General features: G+C 45.6%; 32 protein-coding genes. All 32 read left to right on the top strand.

What is annotated here, in order from left to right; translation table 11 throughout:
• The first annotated feature begins 237 nt into the window (after nucleotides 1-237).
• The 32 genes from flgB (at nucleotide 238) to fliY (ending at nucleotide 26,528) form a co-directional block, all read left to right on the top strand.
• Nucleotides 238-633 carry a flagellar basal body rod protein FlgB gene (gene flgB / locus BUA78_RS06880; RefSeq protein ID WP_072912397.1) on the top strand — a complete coding sequence of 132 codons (396 nt, stop codon included), beginning with the start codon at nucleotides 238-240 and terminating at the stop codon, nucleotides 631-633.
• A gap of 6 nt (nucleotides 634-639) precedes the next feature.
• Nucleotides 640-1,077, top strand: a complete 438-nt coding sequence (gene flgC, locus BUA78_RS06875; protein WP_072912394.1) for a flagellar basal body rod protein FlgC — start codon at nucleotides 640-642, stop codon at nucleotides 1,075-1,077.
• A 14-nt stretch (nucleotides 1,078-1,091) separates the two neighbouring features.
• Nucleotides 1,092-1,382 (top strand): flagellar hook-basal body complex protein FliE, encoded by a 291-nt coding sequence (gene fliE / locus BUA78_RS06870; protein WP_072912392.1) that lies wholly within the window; start codon nucleotides 1,092-1,094, stop codon nucleotides 1,380-1,382.
• Nucleotides 1,383-1,400: 18 nt separating this feature from the next.
• On the top strand, nucleotides 1,401-2,951 hold the full coding sequence (fliF, locus tag BUA78_RS06865) for a flagellar basal-body MS-ring/collar protein FliF (protein WP_072912389.1): 1,551 nt from the start codon (nucleotides 1,401-1,403) through the stop codon (nucleotides 2,949-2,951).
• Nucleotides 2,952-2,963: 12 nt separating this feature from the next.
• Nucleotides 2,964-3,974 carry a flagellar motor switch protein FliG gene (gene fliG, locus BUA78_RS06860; protein WP_072912386.1) on the top strand — a complete coding sequence of 337 codons (1,011 nt, stop codon included), beginning with the start codon at nucleotides 2,964-2,966 and terminating at the stop codon, nucleotides 3,972-3,974.
• Nucleotides 3,967-4,686, top strand: coding sequence for a FliH/SctL family protein (locus BUA78_RS06855; RefSeq protein WP_072912384.1), 720 nt, complete (start codon nucleotides 3,967-3,969; stop codon nucleotides 4,684-4,686). Before fliG ends, BUA78_RS06855 begins: the two co-directional genes overlap by 8 nt.
• Before the next feature lie 3 nt (nucleotides 4,687-4,689).
• Complete coding sequence (fliI, locus tag BUA78_RS06850; protein WP_072912381.1) at nucleotides 4,690-6,015, top strand: flagellar protein export ATPase FliI; 1,326 nt, start codon at nucleotides 4,690-4,692, stop codon at nucleotides 6,013-6,015.
• Between the two features lie 5 nt (nucleotides 6,016-6,020).
• Nucleotides 6,021-6,452 (top strand): flagellar export protein FliJ, encoded by a 432-nt coding sequence (gene fliJ, locus BUA78_RS06845; protein WP_072912378.1) that lies wholly within the window; start codon nucleotides 6,021-6,023, stop codon nucleotides 6,450-6,452.
• A 126-nt stretch (nucleotides 6,453-6,578) separates the two neighbouring features.
• Nucleotides 6,579-7,829 (top strand): flagellar hook-length control protein FliK, encoded by a 1,251-nt coding sequence (locus BUA78_RS06840; RefSeq protein WP_072912375.1) that lies wholly within the window; start codon nucleotides 6,579-6,581, stop codon nucleotides 7,827-7,829.
• Between the two features lie 12 nt (nucleotides 7,830-7,841).
• The gene (locus BUA78_RS06835; RefSeq protein ID WP_072912372.1) at nucleotides 7,842-8,426 is read left to right on the top strand and encodes a flagellar hook assembly protein FlgD; all 585 of its coding nucleotides are present in this window, start codon (nucleotides 7,842-7,844) and stop codon (nucleotides 8,424-8,426) included.
• A complete protein-coding gene (locus BUA78_RS06830; RefSeq protein WP_072912369.1) occupies nucleotides 8,350-8,727 on the top strand; it encodes a TIGR02530 family flagellar biosynthesis protein in 378 nt (125 codons plus the stop codon). Before BUA78_RS06835 ends, BUA78_RS06830 begins: the two co-directional genes overlap by 77 nt.
• Nucleotides 8,728-8,800: 73 nt before the next feature.
• Nucleotides 8,801-10,360, top strand: coding sequence for a flagellar hook-basal body complex protein (locus tag BUA78_RS06825; protein WP_072912366.1), 1,560 nt, complete (start codon nucleotides 8,801-8,803; stop codon nucleotides 10,358-10,360).
• Nucleotides 10,361-10,405: 45 nt separating this feature from the next.
• Nucleotides 10,406-10,894: a flagellar basal body-associated FliL family protein gene (locus BUA78_RS06820; RefSeq protein WP_238456749.1), complete on the top strand. Its 489-nt coding sequence runs from the start codon at nucleotides 10,406-10,408 to the stop codon at nucleotides 10,892-10,894.
• A gap of 12 nt (nucleotides 10,895-10,906) precedes the next feature.
• Complete coding sequence (locus BUA78_RS06815) at nucleotides 10,907-11,302, top strand: FliM/FliN family flagellar motor switch protein (RefSeq protein WP_072912363.1); 396 nt, start codon at nucleotides 10,907-10,909, stop codon at nucleotides 11,300-11,302.
• Nucleotides 11,295-11,699: a flagellar biosynthetic protein FliO gene (gene fliO / locus BUA78_RS06810; protein WP_072912360.1), complete on the top strand. Its 405-nt coding sequence runs from the start codon at nucleotides 11,295-11,297 to the stop codon at nucleotides 11,697-11,699. Before BUA78_RS06815 ends, fliO begins: the two co-directional genes overlap by 8 nt.
• A gap of 19 nt (nucleotides 11,700-11,718) precedes the next feature.
• Complete coding sequence (gene fliP, locus BUA78_RS06805; RefSeq protein WP_072912483.1) at nucleotides 11,719-12,447, top strand: flagellar type III secretion system pore protein FliP; 729 nt, start codon at nucleotides 11,719-11,721, stop codon at nucleotides 12,445-12,447.
• A 12-nt stretch (nucleotides 12,448-12,459) separates the two neighbouring features.
• Nucleotides 12,460-12,729, top strand: coding sequence for a flagellar biosynthesis protein FliQ (gene fliQ / locus BUA78_RS06800; protein ID WP_072912357.1), 270 nt, complete (start codon nucleotides 12,460-12,462; stop codon nucleotides 12,727-12,729).
• 12 nt (nucleotides 12,730-12,741) lie between these two features.
• The gene (gene fliR, locus BUA78_RS06795) at nucleotides 12,742-13,509 is read left to right on the top strand and encodes a flagellar biosynthetic protein FliR (RefSeq protein WP_072912355.1); all 768 of its coding nucleotides are present in this window, start codon (nucleotides 12,742-12,744) and stop codon (nucleotides 13,507-13,509) included.
• On the top strand, nucleotides 13,509-14,570 hold the full coding sequence (gene flhB / locus BUA78_RS06790) for a flagellar biosynthesis protein FlhB (protein WP_072912352.1): 1,062 nt from the start codon (nucleotides 13,509-13,511) through the stop codon (nucleotides 14,568-14,570). The genes fliR and flhB overlap by 1 nt, the downstream gene beginning before the upstream one ends.
• Nucleotides 14,571-14,602: 32 nt before the next feature.
• Nucleotides 14,603-16,675 (top strand): flagellar biosynthesis protein FlhA, encoded by a 2,073-nt coding sequence (gene flhA / locus BUA78_RS06785; protein WP_072912349.1) that lies wholly within the window; start codon nucleotides 14,603-14,605, stop codon nucleotides 16,673-16,675.
• Nucleotides 16,672-17,925, top strand: a complete 1,254-nt coding sequence (gene flhF, locus BUA78_RS06780) for a flagellar biosynthesis GTPase FlhF (protein ID WP_072912346.1) — start codon at nucleotides 16,672-16,674, stop codon at nucleotides 17,923-17,925. The genes flhA and flhF overlap by 4 nt, the downstream gene beginning before the upstream one ends.
• Nucleotides 17,909-18,748, top strand: coding sequence for a MinD/ParA family protein (locus tag BUA78_RS06775; protein WP_072912343.1), 840 nt, complete (start codon nucleotides 17,909-17,911; stop codon nucleotides 18,746-18,748). Before flhF ends, BUA78_RS06775 begins: the two co-directional genes overlap by 17 nt.
• A gap of 11 nt (nucleotides 18,749-18,759) precedes the next feature.
• The gene (locus BUA78_RS06770; RefSeq protein WP_072912341.1) at nucleotides 18,760-19,422 is read left to right on the top strand and encodes a flagellar brake protein; all 663 of its coding nucleotides are present in this window, start codon (nucleotides 18,760-18,762) and stop codon (nucleotides 19,420-19,422) included.
• 15 nt (nucleotides 19,423-19,437) lie between these two features.
• A complete protein-coding gene (locus BUA78_RS06765; protein WP_072912339.1) occupies nucleotides 19,438-20,193 on the top strand; it encodes a sigma-70 family RNA polymerase sigma factor in 756 nt (251 codons plus the stop codon).
• A 31-nt stretch (nucleotides 20,194-20,224) separates the two neighbouring features.
• Nucleotides 20,225-21,001: a flagellar basal-body rod protein FlgF gene (gene flgF / locus BUA78_RS06760; protein ID WP_072912338.1), complete on the top strand. Its 777-nt coding sequence runs from the start codon at nucleotides 20,225-20,227 to the stop codon at nucleotides 20,999-21,001.
• Nucleotides 21,002-21,040: 39 nt separating this feature from the next.
• Entirely contained in the window at nucleotides 21,041-21,835 is a 795-nt protein-coding gene (locus BUA78_RS06755; RefSeq protein WP_072912336.1) for a flagellar hook-basal body protein, read from the top strand.
• A gap of 19 nt (nucleotides 21,836-21,854) precedes the next feature.
• Complete coding sequence (locus BUA78_RS06750; RefSeq protein ID WP_072912334.1) at nucleotides 21,855-22,355, top strand: chemotaxis protein CheD; 501 nt, start codon at nucleotides 21,855-21,857, stop codon at nucleotides 22,353-22,355.
• On the top strand, nucleotides 22,356-23,126 hold the full coding sequence (locus BUA78_RS06745) for a CheR family methyltransferase (RefSeq protein ID WP_072912332.1): 771 nt from the start codon (nucleotides 22,356-22,358) through the stop codon (nucleotides 23,124-23,126).
• A 24-nt stretch (nucleotides 23,127-23,150) separates the two neighbouring features.
• Nucleotides 23,151-23,768 carry a chemotaxis protein CheC gene (locus BUA78_RS06740; protein WP_072912330.1) on the top strand — a complete coding sequence of 206 codons (618 nt, stop codon included), beginning with the start codon at nucleotides 23,151-23,153 and terminating at the stop codon, nucleotides 23,766-23,768.
• Nucleotides 23,769-23,791: 23 nt separating this feature from the next.
• Nucleotides 23,792-24,160 (top strand): response regulator, encoded by a 369-nt coding sequence (locus tag BUA78_RS06735; RefSeq protein ID WP_072912329.1) that lies wholly within the window; start codon nucleotides 23,792-23,794, stop codon nucleotides 24,158-24,160.
• Between the two features lie 165 nt (nucleotides 24,161-24,325).
• On the top strand, nucleotides 24,326-25,318 hold the full coding sequence (fliM, locus tag BUA78_RS06730) for a flagellar motor switch protein FliM (RefSeq protein ID WP_072912327.1): 993 nt from the start codon (nucleotides 24,326-24,328) through the stop codon (nucleotides 25,316-25,318).
• Nucleotides 25,311-26,528, top strand: a complete 1,218-nt coding sequence (gene fliY, locus BUA78_RS06725; protein ID WP_072912325.1) for a flagellar motor switch phosphatase FliY — start codon at nucleotides 25,311-25,313, stop codon at nucleotides 26,526-26,528. Before fliM ends, fliY begins: the two co-directional genes overlap by 8 nt.
• The last annotated feature ends 25 nt before the right edge of the window (nucleotides 26,529-26,553 follow it).

The raw sequence follows: 26,553 nt of genomic DNA, 5'->3' as shown, positions 1-26,553 counted from the left end.
TCTGCCAAATTAAAGTATGTATATTCTATAACAGACCTCAAAAGCCATTTATTAAAAAAAGGTGACAAAGCAATGTAACAGGAGGGTTTTTGTTGCTCTGTGTAGAATTTCTAGAGGTGGTAAACTATTCCGAGGACTAAAGTCGAATGGTAAAATTACCCTCATTGCAGTTATCGTAATTTTAGAAAAGAACTTAATAGCTTAACACTGAAAATTTGTATACCAAGGGATGATTATATGAATATTTTTGACAACCCCGCGTTTACTATTTTGCAAAAGGGTTTAGACGCCACGTCACTACGGCAGAGAGTGATTGCCAATAACGTAGCCAATTTTAACACACCGGGTTTTAAAAAATCTTATGTGAGTTTTGAAGATCAATTAAAGGCTGCGATTAACAGCAATGGTGGACCCTTAAAGGGAACGCACGCCAAACATATTGGCACGGCTAATGCTGCTTTTAGCCCGGAAGTAAAGCAAGTGAAGGGCACCACGATGCGTTATGACGGCAATAACGTGGATGTGGATGAAGAAATGGTTAATCTGGCCGCAACAACTATTCAGCAGGATCTGATTGCCCAGGGTTTAATAGATCATTTTGAGATTTTAGGTACTGTCATTGGTAGGAGGTAATGAAGGATGGGCTTGTTTGAAACCTTTAGCATTAGTGCTTCGGGGATGACATCGGAGAGGATGCGATTAGAACTAATTGCCAACAACGTGGCCAACATGAATACGGCCAGTAGGCCAAATGATCCCAATAACCCGGTGTATCGCCGCAGAATGCCCCTGTTTGCCGAACAACTTAGGCAAACGATGGCAGCTAACGGCTTGGAACCCAAAGGGAGGGGCGTTAAGGTAGCAGCTATTGTGGAAGATACGGCTGCACCCAGAATCGTCAATGATCCCGATCATCCCCTGGCAGATGAACAGGGAAATGTGGCCTATCCCAATATTAACATTGTTAACGAAATGGTAGATGCGATTACGGCCAGTCGATCTTACGAGGCCAATGTAACCACTCTGAATGCAGCCAAAAACATGGCCCTGAAGGCCTTGGAAATTTCCCGAGGGTAGGAGGTTACTAAGCAATGAATGTTTTACCAATGCCTATGACGTTGCAGATACCAGAACAGAGTTCCGGTTCCCAGATTCAGACAGCTAAGGGGTTCGATGCGGTATTAAACAATGCTATCGATAAGCTGAATCAGACACAAATACAAGCGGATGAGGCCATGCAAGGTTTTCTAGTGGGAGAGATTCAAGATATTCACCAGGTAACCATTCCCTTGCGAGAAGCCAAATTGACCATGCAGTTGGCAGTGGAAGTGAGAAACAAGATTGTTGAAGCATACCAAGAAATTTCCCGAATGCAGCTATAATACCGTTGAGGTGGTATCGTGAATTTTAGAGACCTGCTGGATAGATTAAAACAGCGGTGGCAGGAGACTAACCAAAAGAGAAAAATTTTATTTATCCTGGTCAGCGCGGTGTTTCTGGCGGGTTTGGTCTATGCGGCTATTAGTTTTTCCCGACCCAACTATGCTATGTTGTTGGGGGATCTGGAACCCAAAGAAGCCGGAGACATTGTTGCGCAGCTAGAAGCAGATAAAATACCGTATCAGTTAACGAACCAGGGAACAACCATTATGGTACCACAAAAACAAGTGGATGATGTCCGGTTGAAGTTGGCCAGTGCGGGATTATTAACTGGTATGGGTCATGGTTGGGAACTGTTTGACACCAGTAAGTTTGGGGAAACCGATTTTGAACAGAAAATTACCTACCAAAGGGCTTTGCAGGAGGAGCTTAGGCGTACAATTACCAGAGTAGAAGGTGTGGAGCAGGCCAGGGTTCACTTGGTAATTCCACAAAAGAGTGTCTTTATTGAGGAAGAGGGTACTGCTTCTGCTTCCGTGGTAATTAAGCTAAAACCCCATGCCCAGCTAAAGCCCGAACAAGTAAAAGGCCTTAATGACCTAATTGTTGGTAGTGTTGAAGGACTAAAACCGGAAAATGTACATATTATTGATACCGAAGGGAACATCTTAAACGATTTTCTGAAAGACCCTGCAGGCCTGGGAAGCGTTGCCGGTTTTTCAGGAACGGTGGTGGAGAAACAACAGCAGATTCGCCGGTCCTATGAAAAGGAATTGGAAAGCCGTGTACAGGCTATGTTGGCCAAAGTGTTGGGACCCAACAAAGCAGTGGCCATGGTTACCGCTGAACTGGACTTTAATCAGCAACAGACCAATACCACGGAAGTGATAACCGGTCCGATCGTCAGCGAGCGGAGCACCACAGAGAGTGGTAGTGATGGCGGCGGCGGTGGGGTACCCGGTACTAACAGCCAAATGCCTGGGCTAAGTGATCCTGGGGTAACGAACGCTGGTCAAAACAGCTATACGAAATCTGATGACATAAAGAACTATCAGCACGGGCAGAGGGTAGATTCAGTCGTACAGGCTCCGGGCAAGGTGCTGAAACTCTCAACCTCTGTGGTGCTGGACGAATCGGTGAAAAATCTGGATCGTGCCCAGGTGGAACGTATGGTGTCTGTAGCCATTGGCTATGATCAAGAGCGAGGCGATCAGATTAACGTTTCTGCCATGACCTTTGACCGTAGTCAATACGACTTGAGTGAAGATATAAAAGAAACTCAGGCACCAAATGAGCAGTTATATGTACTGATTGCTGCCGGTGCAGCCGGGATTTTATTGTTACTGTTCCTAATTGGCTGGCTCATTCGTCGTCGCCGGAAGAAAAAGGCGGCTGAACCAGTTGCAGAAGAAACTGAAGGTCTGGTAGTTGAAAGTTTACTGCCTGTAGAGGAAGAAGAAACAGCTTGGGAAATTCCTCCGCCAAAGGATAAACAGAAACAATTAAAGGATCTCGCGGAAGAACGTCCTAACGATATTGCCGCTGTGTTAAAAGTTTGGCTGAGGGAGTAAGGGGTATCGAATATGAATTATGAGAAACTCACCGGAGAACAAAAAGCAGCCATATTACTGATATCCCTGGGAGCCGACATAGCCTCCAAGATGTTACGAAATGAGTTTAACGAAGATGAAGTGGAGCGCATTACCGCAGCCATTGCTGAAATGGATAAGGTGCCTACCGAAATTCAGAAGCAGGTTGTTGAGGAATTTATCTATTTAATTCAAGCCAGGGATTATTTGCTAAATGGCGGGGTTAACTATGCCAAAGAGCTATTAGAAAAGACCTATGGGTGGGAGAAGGGTGCCGAGATATTAGATCGCATTAGCTCCACCATGCAGTCGCTTCCCTTTGGTTCGTTGCGTAAGACCGACCCCCGGCATATTTTGAGTTTTATCAGAGAAGAACACCCGCAGACGGTTGCCTTTGTATTGTCCTATCTAAAACCAGATCAGGCAGCTGTTATTCTAGCTGAGTTAGAACCTCAGGTGCAAAGCGAAGTGGCTCGGCGGGTTGCCATCTTGGATCGGATATCTCCAGATGTGGCGAAGGAAGTAGAAAAAGTGTTGGAGAAAAAACTTTCTTCCGTTGCTCAGCATGAGGAAACAGTGGTTGGCGGCGTGCAGTGTCTGGTTAACATTCTAAACCGTGTAGACCGTGCCACAGAAAAAGCTATTTTTGAACAGTTGGAGCGGGCAGATCCCAATCTTAGCGAAGAGGTTCGCCGGATGATGTTTATCTTCGAAGATGTTGTGAAGCTTCATGATATCTCCATCCAAAAGGTGCTGCGTGAGGTGGATAACAAGGATCTGGCTCTGGCCATGAAGGGTGCTAACCAGGAAGTAAACAACCGCATCTACAAAAACATGTCCAAACGTGCTTCGGATATGTTAAGGGAAGAAATCGACTACATGGGCCCCGTCCGACTAAAGGATGTAGAAGAAGCCCAACAACGTATTGTAAATGTGATCAGACGGTTGGAAGAAGCTGGCGAGATTGTCATTTCCCGTGGTGGGGAGGATGCCATCCTTGTCTAGGATTATCAAAGATGTGGCCTTGGTTCAAGCCGATCAGGTATTACCCTTGAGGGAACTAGTCTTAGTGCCCGTTGAAGAGGTGGTGGAGGAAGCTGCTGCCCCCTCTCCTGAAGAATTACTACTATTAGCCAAACAGCAGGCCGAGGAAATGATAGCTAAAGCCAAAGAAGAGGCTAATCGAATTCTCCAGCAGTCTAGAGAACAGGCACAAATAGAAGCCCAACAGTTAAAGGAACAGGCCCAGGAAACCGGCTGGCAGGAAGGGATCCATGCTGCAGAAGACGAGGCGGCAAGCATACGCCAGCAGGCCAAAGATGTCCTGAAGCAGGCAGGGGATATTTTTAACCGTACCTTAGATCAAATGGAACCACAGATTGTGGAACTGTCAGTAGATATTGCTGAGCGGGTGGTCATGACCCAACTGGCTGTAGAACCCCGTACCATTATGGAGATTGCCAAAGAATGCATAGAATTGGTAAAAAACCGACCTGTTATTACTATCTACGTCAACCAGGTTGATTTTGGTATGGTAGAGGAAGGAAAAAACCAGTTGCTCCAAGGATTACCCGGTAAGGTAGAACTTAATCTGCTGGTGGATAATGGTGTACAACCTGGGGGGTGTCGCTTCGAAACGGAGCAGGGGCAGGTGGATGCCACCCTGGAGACCCGCTGGCAGGAAGCAATTAAGGCGTTATACGGCCAGGAGGAATAAGTGATGGAGGTTAAGGTTTCTGTGGACCTTAATCCATATAAAGAAAGAGTAAACCGGGCCAGGGTAATTAAACCCATTGGTAAAGTTACCCAGGTTATCGGCTTGATGCTTGAAGTGCAGGGTATCATTGCCCGTATTGGCGAGGTTTGTGATATCGTGGTGCAGGGAGAGCCAGAACCAGTACGAGCGGAAGTGGTGGGCTTTCGAGATCAACATTCCCTGTTGATGCCGCTGGGCGAACTAAGGGGTATTTTCCCCGGGTGTGCCGTGGTGCCCACCGGCCATAACTTAACCGTTCGCGTGGGCAGGCATTTATATGGCAAAGTGTTGGACGGGCTGGGTAGGCCTATTGATGATACTTTTGATAATAGTGTGGGTGAGGATTTTCCCGTTGATAACCGTCCGCCCAACCCCTTAAAGCGGAAGCGTATTGATACGGTGCTACCCACCGGGGTACGGGCAGTGGATTCATTGCTTACTTGCGGCAAGGGTCAACGGATTGGGATATTCGCCGGTAGTGGTGTAGGAAAGAGCACTCTGCTAGGAATGATTGCCCGGCATGGCAGTGCCGACGTCAATGTCATCGGGCTGATTGGGGAACGTGGGCGCGAGGTGTTGGAATTTTTGCAAGAGGACTTGGGACCAGAAGGAATGGCCCGCTCAATTATTGTGGCGGCCACCTCCGATCAGCCCGCCTTGGTGAGATTAAAAGGAGCTTTTGTGGCGACTACCATTGCCGAGTATTTTCGCGACCAGGGGCTGGATGTCATGTTGATGATGGATTCTGTTACCCGTTTTGCCATGGCCCAGCGGGAGGTGGGATTGGCAGTGGGGGAACCACCGGCCACCAAAGGCTATACACCTTCGGTTTTTGCCTTGCTGCCAAAGCTTTTAGAACGTTCCGGCATGGGACAAAAAGGATCCATAACTGCCTTTTACACCGTACTGGTAGACGGTGATGATCTGAATGAACCCATAGCCGATGCAGTGCGGGGGATTCTGGACGGGCACATTGTCTTAACCAGAAAATTGGCCGCTGCCAACCACTATCCGGCTATTGATGTATTGCAAAGTGTTAGCCGCTTAATGCCGGATATTGCTAGTGAAGAGCATAAAGAGCAGGCTGGGATAGTTAGGGATTTATTGGCTACCTATCGGGAGTCTGAAGACTTAATCAATATTGGCGCCTATGTTCCTGGCAGCAACCCAAAGATTGATGCTGCCATAGCCAAGAATGATGACATGATAGGTCTTTTAAGACAAAAGCCTTCAGAATACAGTGGTTATGAAGAAACCTTAAAAGAGTTGGCTGCTTTAGTAGGGAGGTAGTTTGCGTGAAGGGGTTTCGGTTTAGTTTGGAGCCGGTACTGGAGCAAAGGAAAACCAAAGAGGAAGAGGCTTTGCTGGGACAAGCTAAAGCACTGCAGGAATGTGTCAAATGTCAGCAGAATCTGGATCAGACAAAGCAAAAGCTGGTAGAGGCTTTTAGCTATGCAGGGACGCTTCTTAAACCAGAGGAGCAACTGCAATCTTTTATTTACCGAGAACATCTGCAACAAACGGCCCAGCGGGAGCAAAAGCATCTACAACGAGCCGAAGAAATATTTGATCTACGCAGGCAGGACACAATGAAGGCCCGCCAAGAGCGAATGGTTCTAGAGAAGCTGAAGGAAAAACAGTTGACGGAATTTCAAGCAAGACTGTTGTTTCTGGAGCAAAAGGAAATCGATGAAATGGCTACCCTACGCTATAGTCGAAAGGCATAAATGTGTATTGTACCACGTAGGGACGTGCAAAGCACGCCCCTACAAACGCCGTTTATTTATTCATGTATTTGTAGGAGCCGATGCCTACATCGGCCCGCATAGTAGTACTGAAAGGAGGTGAAAAAAGTGCAGATTAACAAAGTTGCGTTAAGTCAACAACCCGATTTTGATCAGGAAAAAAGTAATAACTCTACCACCGGAGATGGGTTTAACGAACTTCTTCAACTGTTAATGAATATGAACCTGACGGGTATGGCGCAGCAAAATATGCCGGAACTTAGCAACAACCAGAACACCGCAGGAGTGGCTGAGGAAGGGCAGCAACTGCTGTTAAATAATCCTCTGAATGCCGAGTTGCTGATGGATGCTAAGGCGGGTCAAATCGGAGAATTGGATTTCGTTCAGGACATGCCTACTGAAAAGGAGAATAAAGCTTTAAATAACAATCCTTTAGAGGTGGCTAATCAATTAGTCTCTCAAGAAGTATCTGAAGGCACCATACAACCAGTCAGCAATGTTATTCAAGATAACATCCAGATTACTCAGTCCCAACAAATGCCACAAAATTTACAGCAGGTTGCGGCGGCAACGAACCAGGTGGTTCAAACAGCCCAAATGGCTGCAGACATCAAACAGGCACTACAGCAAGGGGAACCGGTGCAAGCCTCTCCCCAGGAACAACAGGAACTTCCTGAAGAGTTACCAGGCAATGTTGCCAAGGAAGATGGTTCTTTTACTAAAATATCCCTTACAGATCAGCAGCAAAAGGGTACTGATCAGCAAGCTGCAAAATCGAATACAGATACGCCAAGTGCCTCCAAAACTGCGCAGGAAGTAAACCTACCGGAAGGGGAGGGGTTGCAGCAGCGTCTTGAAGCGGAGCATGGTGTGAAGGTCAACCAGCCTGGCCAGAGACCGCAGGCTGTAATGGAGGTGCCGCTGAGCCAGTTGCCGGACCGAGTCGCTGAAATGGTTAGGTCCATGATGCTGCAAAGATCTCCGGGATCTACTTCATTAAAGATGAAGCTGCAGCCGGAGCATCTGGGAGAAGTAACCGTAAAGCTTACCTGGTCCAAAGGAGAACTATCGGCCCAGTTTGTTGCCGCCACCAGTATGGCCAAAGAAGCTTTGGAAACATCCTTTCCCCAGCTTAAGCAACTGCTGGCTCAACAAAATATTCAGTTAAGTGAAGCGGCAGTGTTTATGGAGCAAGATACCGGCAAGTGGCAGCAACAAGGTTCTCAGGACAGCCACAGCCGTTGGGAACACCAGAGCAGGTTTAAGGTGCAAGCGGGCTATCCGCTACCGGATATTGCTGGATTGGAGCAAGATATCCAGCCAGTTAGCGTAAAAACAAGTGTTAATATTGTAGTGTAAGGGGGGAATCAAGTGACGACAGTTAATCAAACTGCTACAACGAATAGTGATTACTATTATGAAAATAGAAAACGGGAACCTAAAAAAGAATTAGATAAAGATGCTTTCCTGCAACTCATGGTAGCCCAGTTAAGGTATCAGGATCCCACCAGTCCCATGGATACCAATAAGTTTACTGAGCAGATGGCTCAATTTACCACCTTGGAGCAAATTACGAACCTAAACAATAACTTCAATAAAATGTATGAAATGCAGATGCTAAGCTATGGCTCTTCCCTAATGGATTGTGAAGTGGCGGTAATCAATCCAGATAATCCCCAGGAAATGCTGATTGGTGTAGTTCGTAAGGTTACCTTTGACAGCACGGGGGTTAAGCTTTGGATGGGTGAGGATGTTCTAAAGCCCTATGATCTAAACACCGTACTATCCGTGGAGAGGAGGGCACCCAATGGATCTGAGCAATTACCCCCGGATGACAGCACACCAGAGGGAACTGAACCAGCACCCACTCCCCCGGCCGATGAAACCGGAACAGAGCAGCCAAGCGAACCAGCTCCAGAAACAGGCGCAGACACGGCAGAGCAAACTACCGAATAATGTAATCTTTGAGGAACTGCTGCAGCGTGAGGTTGCCCAACAGCAGGAAGTAAAGCTGTCTGCCCATGCGACCAAACGGTTGCAGGAGAGAAATATCTCCTTTAATCAGGAGGATTTAACCAAGATTAATCAAGCGGTGCAGCAGGCTGCGGCCAAGGGGGCCAAGGATTCTCTGCTGTTGTATCGGGATTTGGCTTTAGTGACCAGCATAACCAATCGAACCGTTATTACTGCCATAGACGGTAAGAGTATGGCGGATCATGTTTTTACCAACATAGACAGTGCCGTTATTATTAAATAGCAGCTGGACCGGAAGGAAGCTGCCGACTGCGGAACGATAGAAGCAGTCAACCTATAAAGGGAGGATTTCATCAATGCTTAAATCTCTTTACTCCGGCATTTCGGGATTAAAAAACCACCAGACACGTATGGACGTGGTGGGCAACAATATTTCCAATGTTAATACCACTGGATTTAAGTCAGGAAGAGTAAACTTTCAGGATGCACTGAGTCAATACTATAGTAACAACCCGGCCATTGGACAAAACCAAGTGGGTACCGGTATGAAGGTGGCCAGTATCAACAATGACTTTACCCAAGGCCCGATGCAAAGTACAGGTAGAACTCTGGACTTGGCTATTCAAGGGAATGGCTTCTTTGGCTTAAAGCCCGGTGCCACTTCTGATAGTACATCCATGAGGTATACAAGGGATGGTGTTTTTTTCTTGATGGAGGATCCGGGAAGTCCGGGAACCTACAATGTTGTAAATTCTGATGGTATGCTTTTATGCGGCACGGGAGGCCAACCGATTAAGATTGAAATTGATAAGGCTTATTACTCCGGTACTGCGTCTTCTGCAGCTCAAATAAAAGTTAGTTCAGCCCAAGGCAGTGTTACGGAGGCACAGGGTTATGTTAATGCCTATAAACCACTGGCCAGTGACGCTGAAAAAGCACTTGATGACAAGATCGCGGCTCTAGATACTGCAAGCAGTGATTTAAATAAAGTTCTCACAAATTATATTAGTCTAAAAACAGATTATGAAAAAAAACAGACCGAAGTAGATAAATGCAAAAAGGTGCTTGATGATCTGCTGGCCAGCGGTGCGGATCCTGCGGGTTCAGATGTAATTGCAGCCCAAGACGCCCTATCCGCTGCTGAGACTGCAAGAAATACCGCAAAAACTCTTTACGATGATTACACTGACATTCCCAAGTATGAAGGTCTCAAAAAAGATTATGAAGATAGCGAAGCCGCTGTTAAACAATGCCAGGATGATTTGGCTGCTATAGATCCTATTTTAGATCCAACAGGTCATGCAGCAGCACAAGCGGCCCTAGCCGCTGCTGAAACTGCAAGAGATACCGCAAAGACTGATTATGATGATTATAAAGCGAATTCATATGCTGGTCCCAAATACGAATATGATCTTGCAAAGGCTTCCTATGATAAAGCCAAAGACGAATATGACGTGGCTATGAAAAATTTGAATAACGCTGAAGTGTCTTTAAAGAAAGCTCAGCTAGCGTATGATACTGCTAAGAGCGAAGAGAGTGCAATTAACGGGCAGAAAACGATCAATACAATAGCTGTTGACAGTCTGGGGAATATTTCCGGTGTTGACAGTTTGGGAAGATCCGTAAAGGTTTCCAACGGTCAGGTAGCATTGTATTCCTTCAAAAGTAATGATGGTTTAAAGAAGGAAGGCGGTAATTTATTTTCTGCCACAGGTGCTTCTGGTGAAGCAGAAGAAGGTACTGCCAGCGCAGCCAATAACAACACCATCAACTCTGGCTATCTGGAAGGTTCCAACGTCAACCTGTCCCAGGAGATGGTGGATATGATGGTAACCCAGCGTGGTTTTCAGGCCAATGCACGGACCATTACCGTTTCCGATACTCTTCTGGAAGAACTTGTCAACCTCAAGCGATAATTTCTATAGATGGTTAAATAACTAAGTGTAAAGGGTGAGTATAACTTGGCCGCTCCACAGGAAACAGCACCACAGGTGCAGAAAAAGAAATTCTTTACCGTAAGGACCTTGCTAATTATCTTAATTCTTCTCTTATTATTAGCGGGCCTGGGTGTAGGGGGTTATATTTATTATAAAAGCACCGCCAGCGAGGGTAAAAGTGCAGGCCCAGATCCTGAGAAACTGGTTACCTATAGTATGGGCAGCTTGCTGGTAAACCTGGCTGATCCTGGTGGCAGCAACTTTATGCGACTCACCCCAGTGCTGGAATACGAGCAAAACAAAAAAAATAAAAAAATGGGCGAAGAGCTCAACAAGAACAAAGCAGCCCTGCAGGATTGCATTATCCGGGTCATTCGCAAGAAGAAACTGACGGATGTGCAGCCTCCAGAGAGTATTGACAAAGTAGGCCAGGAAATCAAGAGTGAGGTTAACAAAAACCTCCCAGAGGGCGAAATTTATCGGGTGTACTTTTCTGAATATCTCACTCAGTAAAGGTGATAAAATATGATGACTGAAAAAGAAATAGCGGCGTTTCTGGGTGAGCTAGACGGTGGAGCATCTACCAGAGGGGAAGCGGCTATCAAAAAGGTCCGCTTCCCGCCTCTGGATGCCTTGCAAAAGGATCGTGCCATGAAAACCGGTTTAGGCCACATAGAAGATGTTAAGATAACCATTAGCGCGGAGTTGGGTGACATTACTATGAAATTTCGTGATGTTCTGAACCTAGATGTGGGTTCAGTATTGGATTTAGACAAGTCCGCCGGTGATGCTATTAATATTTACATCAATGATAAAAAAACGGCCCTTGGGGAAATTATTATTGTCAATGATAGTTTTGCTGTTCGCATTTACAGCATGATTCCACCGAAAACCCTCAGGCGGGAGACCGACCATGGATAATGAAACCCTTTGGCTGTTTGTTAGAATGATCATTCTGTTACCACTGGTGCTAGGACTGGCCTATCTTACCATAAAATATGGCTTGGCTAGGAGTAAAGGCTTTTCCTCTGGAGCCTCACGTTATATGCGAGTAGTGGAGCATATGCCCCTGGGACCCAAGGGTGGGCTGGTGTTGGTGGAAATTGGTGGCCAATATTATTTAGTAGCCTTTCAGGAGAACAATGTTACTTTATTAAAGGAATTTGCTTCCTTACCGGAACCGATTACTGGCTCAGGCCTCGGGCCTGGGTCGATGACAGATTTTAAAGATGTTTTGTCTCAGCAAATGAAGCAATTAATTGGCAGGAAGGGAAGAAGTGGTAGTGGGTGTCCGGAAAATAATCAGCAAAAAAAGTAGTATAGCAACTCTCATCCTGATGGCACTGTGCCTATTTCTACTGCCATCAGGGGTTTCTGCGGAACCCCTGATTCCGATACCAAGCATCAATTTAAATGTGGAAACTGCCAATGGGCCGCAGCAAGTGGTTGATAGTGTAAAACTGTTAATCTTTCTAACCTTACTTTCTTTCGTACCGGCATTTTTATTGATGTTAACTTCCTTTACCCGCATTGTTGTGGTGCTATCCTTCTTACGGAATGCCTTAGGTACCCAACAAACCCCTCCTAACCAAGTCTTAATTGGTTTGGCCTTGTTTCTGACCATCTTTATCATGATGCCGACCTATCAGGATATTAACAAAAATGCCATTCAGCCCTATTTGGTCAACCAGTTAACCTATGAGCAAGCCACCGATAAGGCTGTGGAGCCTTTACGACAATTTATGTCCCGGCAAACCAGGGAGAAAGATTTAGGGTTGTTTCTCAACATAGCCAAAATGGACAAACCCAACAACATCAATGACGTTCCCCTGTCTGTTATGGTACCAGCCTTTATTATTAGTGAGTTAAAAACCGCCTTTCAAATCGGTTTTATTATCTTTGTACCCTTTCTGGTTATTGATATGGTGGTAGCCAGTACTTTGATGTCCATGGGGATGTTTATGCTGCCGCCAGTGATGGTGGCACTGCCCTTTAAGCTGTTACTGTTTGTCATGGTGGATGGCTGGTATTTGGTGGTAAAATCGTTGGTAGAAAGCTTTAGGTAGGGGGGCTTTGCTGTGACACAGACTTACGTATTACACTTGGCCCGGGAAGCTTTGATGATGGTAGTGATTTTGTCACTTCCCACCCTCGGGATGGCCATGTTAGTGGGACTAATTGTTGGTATTCTACAGGCAACCACCCAGATCCAGGAGCAAACCTTATCCTTTGTGCCCAAGATGGTGGCGGTGTTTGTTACTTTGGTGGTGGCTGCGGGCTGGCTTCTCAATATAGCGATCCAGTTTACAACCAAGCTCTATGAGCAGATACCCAATATTATTGGCTAGGGGTGCCGGGCAGTGCTAAATATAGAATTAATCATTGTTTTTTTCTTGGTATTGATTCGGATGGCCTCATTTATTGTTGCCTGCCCTTTGTTTAGCCTAGCGGGCATTCCTCCACTGGTTAAAGCAGGCCTTGCCTTTACCCTGGCAGTTTTGGTAACTCCTTTGGTGCAGCCGCCCAGCTTGGAGTTTCCTGGTGGCGTGTGGGGATTTGGCTTGGCGGTGTTTAGTGAAGTGGGGGTTGGTTTAGCTTTAGGTTTTGTCTGTACCTTAGTCTTTAGTGTTGTCAGGATAGCGGGTACCTTATTAGATTTCCAAATTGGTTTTGCCATGGCTTCTGTCATGGATCCACTAAGTGGCAGTATAAATACCCTAGTTTCACGATTTCTCTACATGATGACACTGGTCTTATTTATGAATATAGACGGGCACCATGCGCTGATTCAGGCTATGGTCAAAAGCTATCAACTGGTTCCCTTGACTGCCGCGGGTATTAGCGGTGAAGTAACCTTACTGATAATCCGTATTTTTGCGGATACCTTTACGCTGGCAGTACAGATTTGTGCCCCGGTGGTGGCCATACTGGTGATTACCGATTTATCGATGGGTCTCGTTGGTAAAACGGCTCCGCAAATGAATATATTTCAACTTGGCTTTCCTTTGAAAATAGCGGTGGGGGTTTCTACGCTGGCCATCTTGTTGCCAGCCTTAACCTCCGTATTTAAATATATCTTTGATACCCTGCAACGAGATCTACTACTCTTATTGAAGGGGTTGGCTTGATGGCAGGTGATTCTCAGGACAAAACCGAACAGGCGACGCCCAGGCGTTTGCAGGAAGCCCGCAAGAAAGGTCAAGTAGCAAAAAGTACGGATCTTAACGGGGCTATCCTGCTGCTAATAGCCGGTTTATACCTGTTGTTTACTAAAGATGGCTTAATTGTTCAAGTTCAGAAGTATTATTTTACCTATTTTAATAGTTACCTCAGTCAGCGAAATCAAGAATATTATTTTGTTCAGCTAATGATAGATTTCGCCATTCATGTATTTGCTATATTTATCCCCCTGCTGATTCTTTTAATGGTGGTGGCTCTGGGCGTTAACCTAGCTCAAGTTGGTTTTATGTTCTCACCAGAGGCTATTAAACCGAAGTTTGACAAGCTAAATCCTCTCAATGGATTAAAGAATATGTTCGGCAGCCGGGCCCTTTTTGAATTGGTCAAGTCGCTAATGAAGATTATCATTACTGGCTGGGTAATTTATACAGCGGTCAAGGGAGAAATGGCAAACCTGCTGGCTATTTTCCATTCGCCGCCCCAAACCTTGCTTAGTCAAGTGTTAGCAGTGGCGATCAAGGTTCTGCTCTGGGGTGCTACCGTATATCTGGGTATTGCGCTGTTGGATTTACTGTACCAGCGCTATGCCTTTAAGAAACAAATGAAGATGTCCAAACAGGAAGTAAAAGACGAATTTAAGCAGAGTGAGGGCGATCCGCAGATTAAGGGTTGGCTGAAGCGCCAGCAGCGCCAACTGTTGTCCAATCTGGTACGGAAGGAAGTACCCCAAGCCACGGTGGTGGTAACAAACCCCACCCATTATGCGGTGGCCTTAAAATATGAGCAAGATATGGATGCACCACTGGTAGTGGCCAAGGGTGCGGACCAACTGGCTAAGCAAATTCGGGAAATTGCCGGGCAGCATGATGTGCCGGTGATCGAAAATGTGGAAGTGGCTCGCTTTCTTTATGCGAATGTAGAGATAGGTCAGGGTATTCCCATAGAAATGTACAAAGCTGTGGCGGAAATTTTGGCGATGGTTTTCCGTTTAAAAAATCAAAAAATATAAATACAATGGGGATTAGTTGGAGGTTACATTAAGTGGCGGCACAGACATCTCTGGCAGCAAATTTAAAACAGTATACTGATTTAATCATTGCCGGTCTGGTTATTGGCATTGTGCTGCTCATCATTATTCCACTCCCGCCGGGGTTATTGGATTTCTTTTTAATCCTGAGCATGTCTCTGGGTATGGTTATCATGCTGATTACCATGTTTACTACAGAACCCTTGCAATTTTCTATTTTTCCTTCTCTATTATTGGTAACTACCTTATTTAGGTTAGCTTTGAATATATCTTCCACCCGCTTAATCCTGGGAGAAGGGGCAGCGGGTAAGGTAATTGAAGCCTTTGGCCAGTTTGTGGTCGGCGGCAATTATGTGGTGGGTGCAGTCGTTTTTATCATTATTACCATTATCCAATTCGTGGTTATTACCAATGGTTCCGGCCGGGTGGCCGAGGTAGGGGCACGTTTTACCCTGGATGCCATGCCCGGTAAACAAATGAGTATTGATGCAGACCTTAATTCCGGCTTAATCACCGAAGACGAGGCCAGAGCTAAACGGGAACGGCTGCAGAGAGAAGCCGACTTTTTTGGTTCCATGGATGGTGCCAGTAAGTTTGTGCGCGGTGATGCCATTGCAGGCATTGTTATTTTGTTAATTAATATCTTGGGTGGCTTTGTTATTGGTGTTGTCCAAATGGGTATGCCGATGGCTGAGGCCCTCAGGAGATTTACCATATTAACGATCGGCGACGGGTTGGTGGCTCAAATTCCCGCGCTGCTTATTTCCACAGCTGCCGGTATTCTGGTAACCAGAGCCACTTCCGAGGGCACCTTTGGTAGTGATATCTCGAAACAGTTTTCTGCCTTTCCTAAGGTGCTGCTGTTGGGAGGCATTATTTTAGCAGTTATTGGTTGTATTCCGGCTATGCCAAACGTCTTGTTCCTTTCGATAGCAGCTGTGCTGTTCTATAGCTCCCGCACCCTGAGCCGGGAAGAGAAAAGGCAGTGGGCGGAGCAGGAACAGGCTGAAGCAGTTAAGACGCAGCAAACCCAGAGGCGTGAACCGGAGAATGTCTTTACCTATTTCCAGGTAGACCCTTTGGAAATTGAAATAGGGTATAACTTAATCTCCCTGACTGATGAATCCCAGGGGGGAGATCTTCTGCAAAGGTTAGCAGCGGTGCGCCGACAGTGTGCTGCTGAGATGGGAATTTTGGTAAGACCCATCCGCATCCGGGATAATATGCAATTATCTTATAATGCCTATTCGATTAAGATTAGAGGTATCGAAGTGGCTGGTGGCGAATTAATGCCTGGACATCATCTGGCCATGGATCCTATGGGTCAGGACCTGAATTTCAACGGTATTCCCACCACCGAGCCAACCTTTAACCTGCCCGCTTGGTGGGTAACTGGACAGGATCGAGAATTTGTTGAGTTAAATGGTTTTACTGTGGTGGATTGTTCCACGGTGCTGGTAACCCACCTCACCGAAATTCTTAAGCAATATGCCCAGGAACTGCTGGGTAGGCAGGAAGTAAAAGAACTCATGGATGTTGTTAAAGAAAAGAGTCCCGCTGTGGTGGAAGAACTCATCCCAGATATGATGTCTTTGGGCGAAATTCAAAAAGTACTGCAGAATCTGCTCAAGGAACGAGTGCCCATTCGGGATTTAGTAACGATTTTAGAGGCCCTGGCAGATGGTGCACGAGTCAATAAAGATTCTGATTATCTGACGGATATGGTACGTCAGAGTCTGGCCCGGACAATTACGCAACGCTATCTGGATGATAAAGGGAAACTTTCGGTAATTACTTTGCACCCCAAATTAGAACAAAATATCCAGGAGGCTATTCAGCAAACTCAATTTGGCGCTTATCCAATTCTAGAACCACAAAGCGTAAAGAAGTTATTAGAAAAAATAAATGTGGTGGTAGAGGATGTTACGATGCGTGGTGCCAATCCGGTATTAATTTGTTCACCACGGGTGCGTTTACCCTTTAGAAGACTGATTGAAAGATATCAACCAAACCTGGCCGTGCTTTCCTTAAACGAAATACCAGCTAATATTGAAGTGGAAGCCATAGGGACGGTGAGTATTGATTGAAGATAAAAAAATATACTGTTCATGAAATGCAGGAAGCACTCCAAATAATCAGGCAGGATTTAGGCCCCGAGGCCGTTATCGTTAGCAGCCACAAAATTAAAGGCAAGGGTAAACTGGGGTGGTTTAAGAGAATGATCGAGGTTACCGCTGTACTGGATGATGCCCCAGTACCCCCAGTTGTGAAATCGTTGCCTCCATCGCCGCCGCCCCCGCCCGAGGAAATATTCATCAAAGAACCGATGCCTAGCAGGCAACAGGAAAAAAGTACACAGCTTGTTACCTATAACAACAATCATTTGGTACGCAGTCAAGCTACTGCCCAGGATAACGTTGTCTTTGATAGGGCGAAAGTACCTGAAACCAGTTTTCAACCTTTACTGGATCACGCGCTATTAAAAATGGCTGAACAAGATCTGGGAACAAAGGTGAATGGAATGGAACTCGCCGATAGAAACAATCATGTTTACAAGCAATGGTTGGCAAGGTTACTGGCTATGGATGTGCAAGAGGGTGTGGCCAGAGCCCTGTTGGCGGATGCTTTGCAAGAAATAGAGAATCAAATTTCCGATGACATGATTGAACTGGCCCTGATCAATAAGGTTACAGAAGTGTTGCAAGCCGCCTATCGACGGGAAGAGGATGCCAAGTTGATGACCTTTGTGGGTCAACCGGGGGTAGGTAAAACCATGACCCTCACCAAACTGGCGACACAGTTTCAACTGTTGCAGAAAAAGCAAGTGGCCTTAATTACGCTTTATAGTTACCGCTATGGAGCTGCCGATCAATTAAAGGTGTATGGTGACACCATTCATGTGCCGGTGGAGGTAGTGATGACTCCGGCGGAACTATACCAGGCCATTGAAAAACATCAAGACAAGGATCATATCCTAATCGATACGGTAGGACGCGTCTCCAAAAATACCGGCCAAATATTGGAACTAAAGGGCTTTTTGGAGGCAATACCAGGGGAACATGATGTTTTCTTAGTACTAAATGCCAGTACTAAGGATCGGGATATGTTTCGCGTTATTGAAGATTTTAAAATAGCTCACTTCAATAAATATATCTTTACAAAAACAGATGAGACAGACACACTGGGCTCCATACTCAATGTGGTGAGCCGCACGGGTTTGCCTGTGGCATATTATTCAGATGGCCAAAGCATTCCTGATGATTTGGTAAAGGTTCATCCCAAGCAACTAGCGAATCTACTATTTAGGAGTGCCGACCACGATGGAGCCAAGAGGTAAACCAATTCCACACAAAGCGAAATCCGGTGCCAGGGTGATTGCTATTACCAGCGGCAAAGGTGGTGTTGGTAAGAGCAATCTGGTAGTCAATTTGGCCGTAGAACTAACCAAACGAGGACAGCGGGTAGCTATTTTTGATGCAGATTTAGGTATGGCCAATGTGGAAGTAATGTTAGGAATTGTGCCTAAATATACGCTCTACGATTTTTTATTTAACAATAAGAAAATAGAAGATGTTCTGGAAATTTCCCCCCAAGGGGTTTATGTCATCTCTGGTGGGTCTGGTTTTGTGGAACTGGCTAATCTGGATCCGCAAGGCGGCAAGAGACTCAGTGAAGGACTGCAGGAACTGGATCGCATGTTCGATTTTGTACTGGTCGATACCGGAGCGGGTATTTCCAAAACGGTGTTAGGTTTTGTGGCTGCCGCTGAGGAAGTACTGGTGGTTATTACCCCAGAACCTACCTCCATGACAGATGCTTACGGTCTAATTAAGGTTTTGTCGAAATATAATGTTCATCATCAAATGATGGTGGTAATAAACCGAGCAGGTAATGAAAAAGAGGCTTGGCAAACCTATCGCACCATAGAGGCTACAACCAAACAATTCTTAGAAGTTCAGTTAACGAACTTGGGGTTTATTCCCCATGATACTACTGTAGTTCAGGCAGTAAAACGTCAACAACCGTTTATTTTAATGGCTCCCTCGGCTGCTGCGTCCCAAGGAATTGTGAGAATCGTAAACCAACTGCTGCCTAGGGAAGAGGAGCCGCCGCGGGGTATACAAGGTTTCTTTGGCAAATTAATGCGTTTATTCGGCTAGGAGCTGAGAATGTGACAGATAAGCTAAAGATTGGCCAAAAGCTAATCATTCTCCCTTTTCATACTGAAGAACAGTTTGTAAGTTCTGTTTATGACTTGGATACCAAGGGTATCTACGTTCCCATACCTTTCAACAATAATCATCCCCTGGTTTTAGGACACGGGGAAAAGGTTCGTGTCAAATATATGGGCAAGACAAGTACGTACCTTTTTGTTACCGAGGCTGTCGGCAGAAAAGTAGAGCAGGATAAACTGCCTATGTATATTTTAAAGTACCCCAAACAAGAGGACATTACCAGGATTCAAATGAGGGAATTTGCACGAGTACCTGTCATGATGGATATTCAGTTTGCACTACCTCCGACCAAAAACCAAGAACCGGCCTTTCAAAAGGCTTATACTGTGGATTTAAGTGGCGGGGGACTGAAAATAGCCCTTAAGGAACCCGTTAAAGCCGGCACAACTTTCTTACTTAGTTTTACCCTTTACATCAGAGCTAAGAAAAAACAGCAGGAGTTTCAACTGTTGGCCAAGACAATACGCTGCCAACTGGTGGATCAAGAAGCTAGAATTTATCATGCCAGCTTAAAGTTTTTGGATATTCGACCGGCTCAGCAAGATCTAATTATGGCCTATGTTTTTGAACGCATGGTGGAAATAAAACGCAGACAGTAACTGGAAGTGGAAAGTATGTCGAATGAGAAGATATGGGAAAAATATTTAACCACCCGTGATGTGGAAGCCCGGCACATGTTAATTTTGCAGCATCTGCCCTTAGTAAGGCATTTGGCTGGACGTGTGGCGGTAAAGCTTCCTGCCTTTATTCAGCAGGAGGATTTAGAAGGCTATGGTGTCATTGGACTCATGGAAGCTCTTGAGAAATACGATCCTGCCATGGGTAACAGTTTTGATTCCTATGCCTACCATCGCATTCGGGGAGCCATGTTGGATGAGGTACGCCGGCAGAATTGGCTGCCCAGAACCGCTTGGCAAAAATACCAGTTATTAAAGACGACCAAGGAACGCTTGGAAGGGGAGCGGGGTGAAGCCGTCTCCGATGAGGTTTTGGCTAAGGAAATGGGTGTTTCTTTGGATGAGCTGCATCAGTTGGTTTTTCATGCCAACAAGATGTATTTGCAATCCTTGGATGAAGAAGTAATGGGGAACGATGGCAGCCAGGTGAGCAAATTGGAGATGGTTGAGGATAGTAACAGTCCTGATCCCTTAAGTATCATCGAAGAAAAAGAAAATAAAAGACTGTTGGCAGAAGCAGTGGGAGAATTAGGAGAAAGGGATCAGCTAATCCTGTCCCTTTATTATACGGAAGAGTTAACCTTGAAGGAGATAGGCCAGGTTTTGGAGGTTTCGGAATCCAGAGTTTGCCAACTCCATAGTCAGGCTATGAAAAAATTACGGAAGCATTTACAGGATATGATGAACAATTAAGTGTTGATAACGGTTATTGGGAGGGAAAAAGATGCTGCGAGGCCTATACATTGCCACAAACAGTTTGGATGTGCAACAGGCTAAAATGAATACTATTTCGAATAACCTGGCCAATATATCCACCACAGGTTATAAAAGAAATCAAGTGGTAGATAGTAAATTCGCGGATTCTCTGCAATTGGCCTTGGAGGCCAACGGACCCGGTGGTAAGCGTCAGCCTTTGGGTGAGGGCATCCTGGGCAATATGGTCACGCAGGTGCACATAGATTTTACCGCCGGTCCCCTGTCGGAGACCGGCGGTGTTACGGATTTTGCACTGGAAGGCAAGGGTTTCTTTGTGGTTGAAAATGAGGCTGGGGAACAGTTTTATACCCGGGATGGCTCCTTTCACCTGGACGGCGAAGGAACTTTGCTAAACAGTGAAGGATTCCAGGTACTGGGTGAAGGGGGATCCATCACCATTGAAGATGCCGGGAAGAAGCTAGCGATCAAAGAGGATGGCACGATCCTGGTGGGTGAAGGCACCGACATAGAAGAGTTAGATAAACTGCAAATTGTGGAATTTGCCGACCCAACCCTGCTAAAGAAAACCGATGGCAATTATTTTACCGACCCCGAGGGAACTGCAGAGGAGGCGATGTCCACCAAGGTAGTTCAAGGGTGGTTGGAAAGAACCAACGTAGATCCTGTGGAAGAGATGATTGATATGATTCCGGCGCTCCGTGTCTATGAATCCAGCCAGCGGCTGGTGCAGATTAATGATCAGTTGCTGGATAAAGCCATTAATCAAGTGGGACGTGTAAAATAAGAACTTTTGCTAATAATTTTTAAATAAGTAGGTGATTTCATGTTATTAAAAACTCTGAACAGCGGTGCCTCGGGTATGCGAGCTCACCAAATAAAGCTGGATGTCATTGGTAACAACGTTGCCAACGTCAACACAACATCCTTTAAGAAGAGTCGGGTCAATTTTGCGGAAATGGTTCGCCAGGCCGTAGGTGATGAGGGGGTTCCTACAACCAATAATCCTCGCCCCGAAGAGGGCAGCGGGGTAAGAATGGTATCCATTGCCAGAATGATGGACCAGGGAAATCTGATTCATACCGGCCGGGAATTGGACTTGGCCATTGAGGGGGAGGGCTTTTTTAAAGTTGTTCCCATCGATGGAGACAGTGACCAGGAGTATTACACCAGGGATAGCACTTTCTATATAAATAATGAGGGACTGGTGGTTAATTCCCAGGGCTATCAACTAGATGAAGGTATTACTTTAGATACTACTGAGTATAAGTCCTTTGCAGTGGACGAAAATGGTACCATTTGGGGAGTTCCTGCAGATAGTACGGGGTCTCGGGAAGAAGTGGGAAACATCCAGCTTTACACCTTCCAGGCACCGGCCAATTTAGCCAAGAAGGGTGATAATCTCTATATGGCCACAGAGGCCAGCGGTGAGCCCGAAGGAGAGACTCCCGGTACTGAGGGGAGAGGCTTTATTCGTCAAGGCTATGTAGAACTTTCCAACGTGGATTTGGCTACCGAAATGATTGGCATGATTGAGGCGCAGCGGGCCTATGCCTCTAATGCCAAAACTATTCAAACCGTTGACGAGATGTGGGAACGAGCCAATAACATGCGCAAATAAAACATAAAGGGGGGCAGACATGGCACTGGCAAAGGTAAATGAGGAAATACAAGTCGGGATTGCTGATTATAAGGTGGCAAACTCCCCCCATCGACTGATAACGTTAGGCTTGGGTTCCTGTGTTGGGGTAGCCTTGTATGATTCTGCAGCCAAGGTTGGGGGGCTGTTGCACATCATGCTTCCCGACAGTACACAGTTTAACAATGTAACCAAGCCTGCTAAATTTGCCGATACCGGGATTCCTTTAATGATTGATCATATTAAACGTCAGGGCGGTAATCCTCACCGATTAACAGCTAAACTAGCCGGGGGAGCTCAAATGTTTTCTGGCCTGGATGAAAAATTTGTCTTAAATATTGGCCAGCGCAATGCGGCGATGGTACGTGAAATACTCCAGAAAATAGGTATTCGCGTGCTAGCCGAAGAATTAGGCGGCAATCGTGGCCGAACCATGATTTTCGATACCGCTAATGGGCAAGTTACTATTCGTACTATTGGATCTCCACTGAAGGTGATATAAATGACAGATTTTAATCGCTTTAAAGAAAGAATTTATCAGACCTTTGGTCTGGATTTAAACAGTTATAAAGAAAACCAACTCAAAAGACGTTTGGATAATTTACTTTCTCGCAAACAATATGCGGATTACCAAGCCTTTACTAACTACCTAGTTAGCAATAGAAGTGCTTGGCATGAATTTTTAGATTATCTAACGATTAACGTATCCGAATTTTTTCGAGATACTAAAATGTTTCAAAGCCTCGAAAGTAAGGTATTGCCAGAACTGTTACAGAAGAAAAGCAATCTTAAAGTTTGGAGTGCAGCCTGTTCCAATGGCTGCGAGCCCTATTCCCTGGCCATTATTTTGGAGGAAATTGCTCCGGGCAGAAGGCACCAGATAGATGCCACTGATTTGGATAAAACCATTCTGCAATCAGCAGCCACCGGAGTATATGGGGCGGATGCGATTCGTAATGTGACCAAAGACAGGTTAGCAAAATATTTCATCCTGGCACAAGGGAAGTACCAAATTACCAACCAAATTAAAACGAAGGTTAACTTTAAACAGCACAACCTGCTGGCTGATGAATATGCACGAGGTTACGATCTCATTGCCTGTCGGAATGTAACTATTTATTTTACCAGGGAAGCCCAGGATAAAGTAAACTCTCGTTTTGCCCAGTCTCTGAATCCTGGAGGATACTTATTTATCGGCGGCAGTGAAACCATCTTTAATTACGCGGAATTGGGATTTGAGAAGATATCCCCATGTTTTTATAGGAAGAAATAATGGTGGCTGAAAGGATGGGATGATATGTCTGATCACCAGCTATTAACAGAGACTCATATGGATGTGCTAAGGGAAATAGGCAACATTGGTCTTGGTAATGCAGCGACTGCTTTGGCTACCATGGTAAACAAGAAAATTGATATGGCGGTGCCTCAAAGTAAATTTCTTGCCATGGATGAGGTAATGGAAATCGTTGGCGGTTCAGAAGAGGTGGTAAGCTGTGTCAGTTTACGGTTAGAAGGCGATGTTCCCGGACAAATCTTATTTTTATTTAATTTAAACAGCACCCTTAGTTTGGTGGATACCTTGCTGGGGGTGGAGCATGGAACCACCAAGGAATTGGATGAAATGGGAGAATCCGTCGTCAAAGAAATTGGCAACGTATTAACCGGTTCATTTCTTAGTGCCATAGGAACCTTGACAGGTTTAAATATGATACCCACGGTGCCTATGTTTGCAACGGATATGTTGGGGGCAGTCCTCAGCACCTCTCTGGTGGCAGGGGGCTATGTGGAGGAGCATATTTTAACCATTGAAACGTTATTGATGGAAGACCATCAACAGATTAAAGGGCACTTTTTCTTAATCACCAAAGAGGGTGCCTTGGAAACTTTATTTGGTTCTTTGGGACTAACACTTTAATACTTAGGAGGAGCTGTAAAAACATGAGTAAGCGTATCCTGATTGTGGATGATGCGGCATTTATGCGGATGATGATTAAAAATATACTTAGTAAGAATGGTTATGAGGTTGTTGGGGAAGCAGAAAATGGCGCTATGGCCTTGCAAATGTTTACCGAACTAAAACCCGATCTGGTAACCATGGATATTACCATGCCGGAAATGGACGGTATTCAGGGTGTAAAGGCTATCCGTGGGGTAGACCCTAATGCAAATATTGTTATGTGCAGTGCCATGGGGCAGCAGTCGATGGTAATGGAAGCGATTCAGGCTGGGGCCAAGGATTTTATTGTCAAGCCCTTCCAACAGGATCGTATCCTACAAGCCATTGAACGTGTACTGTCCAGGGGCTAAGGATACGTGTTATCTTGGCTATCGGAAAGTATAAAACTTTCCCACATGCATAAGGGCAAACTAAGCTTCCACCGGCATCTAAAGATTTGGCGTATCCTAAAGGACATAACCGAAAGGTCGCAGGTAAACAAGCCAAGTTTTTCTAAGTTAAAGGGGGTGTAAAAGTTGTCCAAGGAAGTACTAAGCCAGGGAGAAATTGATTCGCTACTTGCTGCACTAATGTCCGGAGATGTACCCCAGGAAACCATTGAAGCGAAAGAACATAAGAAACTAAAACTTTATGATTTCCGCAGGCCAAACAAATTTACCAAGGAACAGCTGCGCACCCTCCAGGTTATGCACGAGGGATTTGCCAGATTGTTAACCAACTTTTTATCCGGGTATTTACGGTCTGCCATTACCATCGAAATGGCTTCCATTGGTCAATTTACCTACGAGGAGTTTGTCAATTCGGTTCCCAATCCCACGGTAATGACAGTTTTTAGTCTGTCTCCTCTTAAGGGAACAGCTCTTATGGAAACGAACCTGCAGTTTTTGTTTCCGGTGATTGATTTACAGTTTGGTGGGCCGGGAGAAATGCCTTTAAAAATAAGGGAACTTACCGATATTGAGTTGTCGGTGGCCAACCGAATTATTAAAAGGCTATTGGATCATTTAACCATCTCCTGGAAAGATTTTGTTTCCATTACACCTAAGATTGAATCCATTGATGCTAATCCACACATTCATCAACTGATGTCACCTAATGATATCGTGGCGGTGGTTACATTATCTGCTGGTGTAGGTAGTGAAGTAAGGGGACTCATTAACCTCTGCTTACCCTATAGCCTATTGGATTCGATTCTTTCTAAGTTTTCTTTAGCCAACCAATTTACTCGGAACACAGAGCAGGAAGAAACAGATTTGCGTTCATTGGAATACTGGTTGGGTGAGTCTGATGTGGAGGTTAATGTGGTAGCGGGACAGGCAGATATTTGTGTCAAGGAGTTCTTACAGCTTCAGGTAGGGGATGTACTTCCCTTGGACAGAAGTTTTACCCAAGATCTCGATATGTATATAGGTGAAGAATTAAAGTATAAAGTCCAAGTGGGAACGGTCGGCCAGAGCCTGGCGGTTCAGGTGACCTCACTGGCCGAGGAGGCGTGGGAAATTGTCTAAGCTATTAAGCCAGGAAGAAATAGATGCTTTAATGAAGGGTCAAGTAACAAGTGTAGATGAGGAAATTCCTCAGGTGCCAGAGGAGGCACTACCGGAAACCGATCTTCCGTTAGAGCCCTCGGTAGGTGCTCCGGCCATTGAGTCTGTAGATATCGCCAACTTGTTATCACCGGAGGAAATAGATGCTTTGGGGGAAATTGGTAATATCTCCATGGGCTCTGCCTCCACTACCCTGTCTGAAATATTAAGCCAAAAGGTGAATATTACCAGTCCGAAGGTAAAGATTCTCACCAAGCAGGAATTATTTGATTCTTTTACGGTTCCTTATCTCGTCATTAAAGTGGATTTTAGTGAAGGCCTTAATGGGTACAATTTACTGGTAATTCGACTGAATGATGCTGCCACCATGGCCAGTTTAATGATGGGTGGGGGAGGGACCCCCTTGTCCGAAGAAATATCGGATCTGGAGATTAGTGCGGCCTCAGAGGCTATGAATATGATGATTGGTACGGCGGCTACTTCTTTATCGCAAATGTTTCATCGGCCCATTAACATTTCGCCACCGCAAACCAATTTATTAAAAACACAAGGAGATCCTTTGGCGCAACCGCCGGAGGATATAGAAGATGTAATTGTAGTTGTTTCCTTCTCCATGAAGATCGGTGAACTGGTGGATACCGAGATTATGCAAATCATGAGCGTAGACACGGCCAAAGAAGAGGCTAGTCTTTTGCTGATGGATATCTTTGGCGTGGAAGAAGCTGCTGCTCCTCAGGCACAACAGACAGCTCCTGCATCTATCAAAACCGACGGTTTGGATCCGTTGGCTGCTTTGCTGGTGGAAGATGAACGGCCGCCTGCGCCACCTCCGGCACAAGCGCCGATTGTATCACAGCCATCCAGTGTGGTACAGGAATACAAAGCGCCTTCACTGGGATCTCTGGAGCAGAGAAATTTAGAGTTGATTTTGGACATCCCACTCCGGGTAAGTGTAGTTTTGGGCAGAACCAAGCGTCCCATCAAAGATGTACTGAAAATAGCTCCCGGTTCGGTAGTTGAGCTGGATGCAATAGCCGATGAGCCTGTGGAAGTACTGGTGAACGGAACGCTGGTGGCCACCGGTGAAGTGGTGGTCGTCAATGAAAATTTTGGTATTCGTATCACCAATATCATTAGCCCTATGGAGAGAATTAAGCGTTTAAGTAAATAAAAGGGCAAGCTAAGCCTCCGTCGGT

This window comes from Desulforamulus aeronauticus DSM 10349, assembly GCF_900142375.1.
GTDB classification, from domain to species: domain Bacteria; phylum Bacillota; class Desulfotomaculia; order Desulfotomaculales; family Desulfotomaculaceae; genus Desulfotomaculum; species Desulfotomaculum aeronauticum.
The sequence above is the reverse complement of the archived record's forward strand: the minus strand, read 5'-3'. Positions and strand labels throughout refer to the sequence as shown.

What these genes read in the sequence shown, in the direction of transcription:
- flgB (WP_072912397.1), top strand. Translation starts at nt 238, where the DNA reads ATGAATATTTTTGACAACCCCGCGTTTACTATTTTGCAAAAGGGTTTA.
- flgC (WP_072912394.1), top strand. Translation starts at nt 640, where the DNA reads ATGGGCTTGTTTGAAACCTTTAGCATTAGTGCTTCGGGGATGACATCG.
- fliE (WP_072912392.1), top strand. Translation starts at nt 1,092, where the DNA reads ATGAATGTTTTACCAATGCCTATGACGTTGCAGATACCAGAACAGAGT.
- fliG (WP_072912386.1), top strand. Translation starts at nt 2,964, where the DNA reads ATGAATTATGAGAAACTCACCGGAGAACAAAAAGCAGCCATATTACTG.
- fliI (WP_072912381.1), top strand. Translation starts at nt 4,690, where the DNA reads ATGGAGGTTAAGGTTTCTGTGGACCTTAATCCATATAAAGAAAGAGTA.
- BUA78_RS06830 (WP_072912369.1), top strand. Translation starts at nt 8,350, where the DNA reads ATGAAACCGGAACAGAGCAGCCAAGCGAACCAGCTCCAGAAACAGGCG.
- BUA78_RS06825 (WP_072912366.1), top strand. Translation starts at nt 8,801, where the DNA reads ATGCTTAAATCTCTTTACTCCGGCATTTCGGGATTAAAAAACCACCAG.
- BUA78_RS06815 (WP_072912363.1), top strand. Translation starts at nt 10,907, where the DNA reads ATGATGACTGAAAAAGAAATAGCGGCGTTTCTGGGTGAGCTAGACGGT.
- fliO (WP_072912360.1), top strand. Translation starts at nt 11,295, where the DNA reads ATGGATAATGAAACCCTTTGGCTGTTTGTTAGAATGATCATTCTGTTA.
- fliP (WP_072912483.1), top strand. Translation starts at nt 11,719, where the DNA reads ATGGCACTGTGCCTATTTCTACTGCCATCAGGGGTTTCTGCGGAACCC.
- flhB (WP_072912352.1), top strand. Translation starts at nt 13,509, where the DNA reads ATGGCAGGTGATTCTCAGGACAAAACCGAACAGGCGACGCCCAGGCGT.
- BUA78_RS06775 (WP_072912343.1), top strand. Translation starts at nt 17,909, where the DNA reads ATGGAGCCAAGAGGTAAACCAATTCCACACAAAGCGAAATCCGGTGCC.
- BUA78_RS06765 (WP_072912339.1), top strand. Translation starts at nt 19,438, where the DNA reads ATGTCGAATGAGAAGATATGGGAAAAATATTTAACCACCCGTGATGTG.
- flgF (WP_072912338.1), top strand. Translation starts at nt 20,225, where the DNA reads ATGCTGCGAGGCCTATACATTGCCACAAACAGTTTGGATGTGCAACAG.
- BUA78_RS06755 (WP_072912336.1), top strand. Translation starts at nt 21,041, where the DNA reads ATGTTATTAAAAACTCTGAACAGCGGTGCCTCGGGTATGCGAGCTCAC.
- BUA78_RS06750 (WP_072912334.1), top strand. Translation starts at nt 21,855, where the DNA reads ATGGCACTGGCAAAGGTAAATGAGGAAATACAAGTCGGGATTGCTGAT.
- BUA78_RS06745 (WP_072912332.1), top strand. Translation starts at nt 22,356, where the DNA reads ATGACAGATTTTAATCGCTTTAAAGAAAGAATTTATCAGACCTTTGGT.
- BUA78_RS06740 (WP_072912330.1), top strand. Translation starts at nt 23,151, where the DNA reads ATGTCTGATCACCAGCTATTAACAGAGACTCATATGGATGTGCTAAGG.
- BUA78_RS06735 (WP_072912329.1), top strand. Translation starts at nt 23,792, where the DNA reads ATGAGTAAGCGTATCCTGATTGTGGATGATGCGGCATTTATGCGGATG.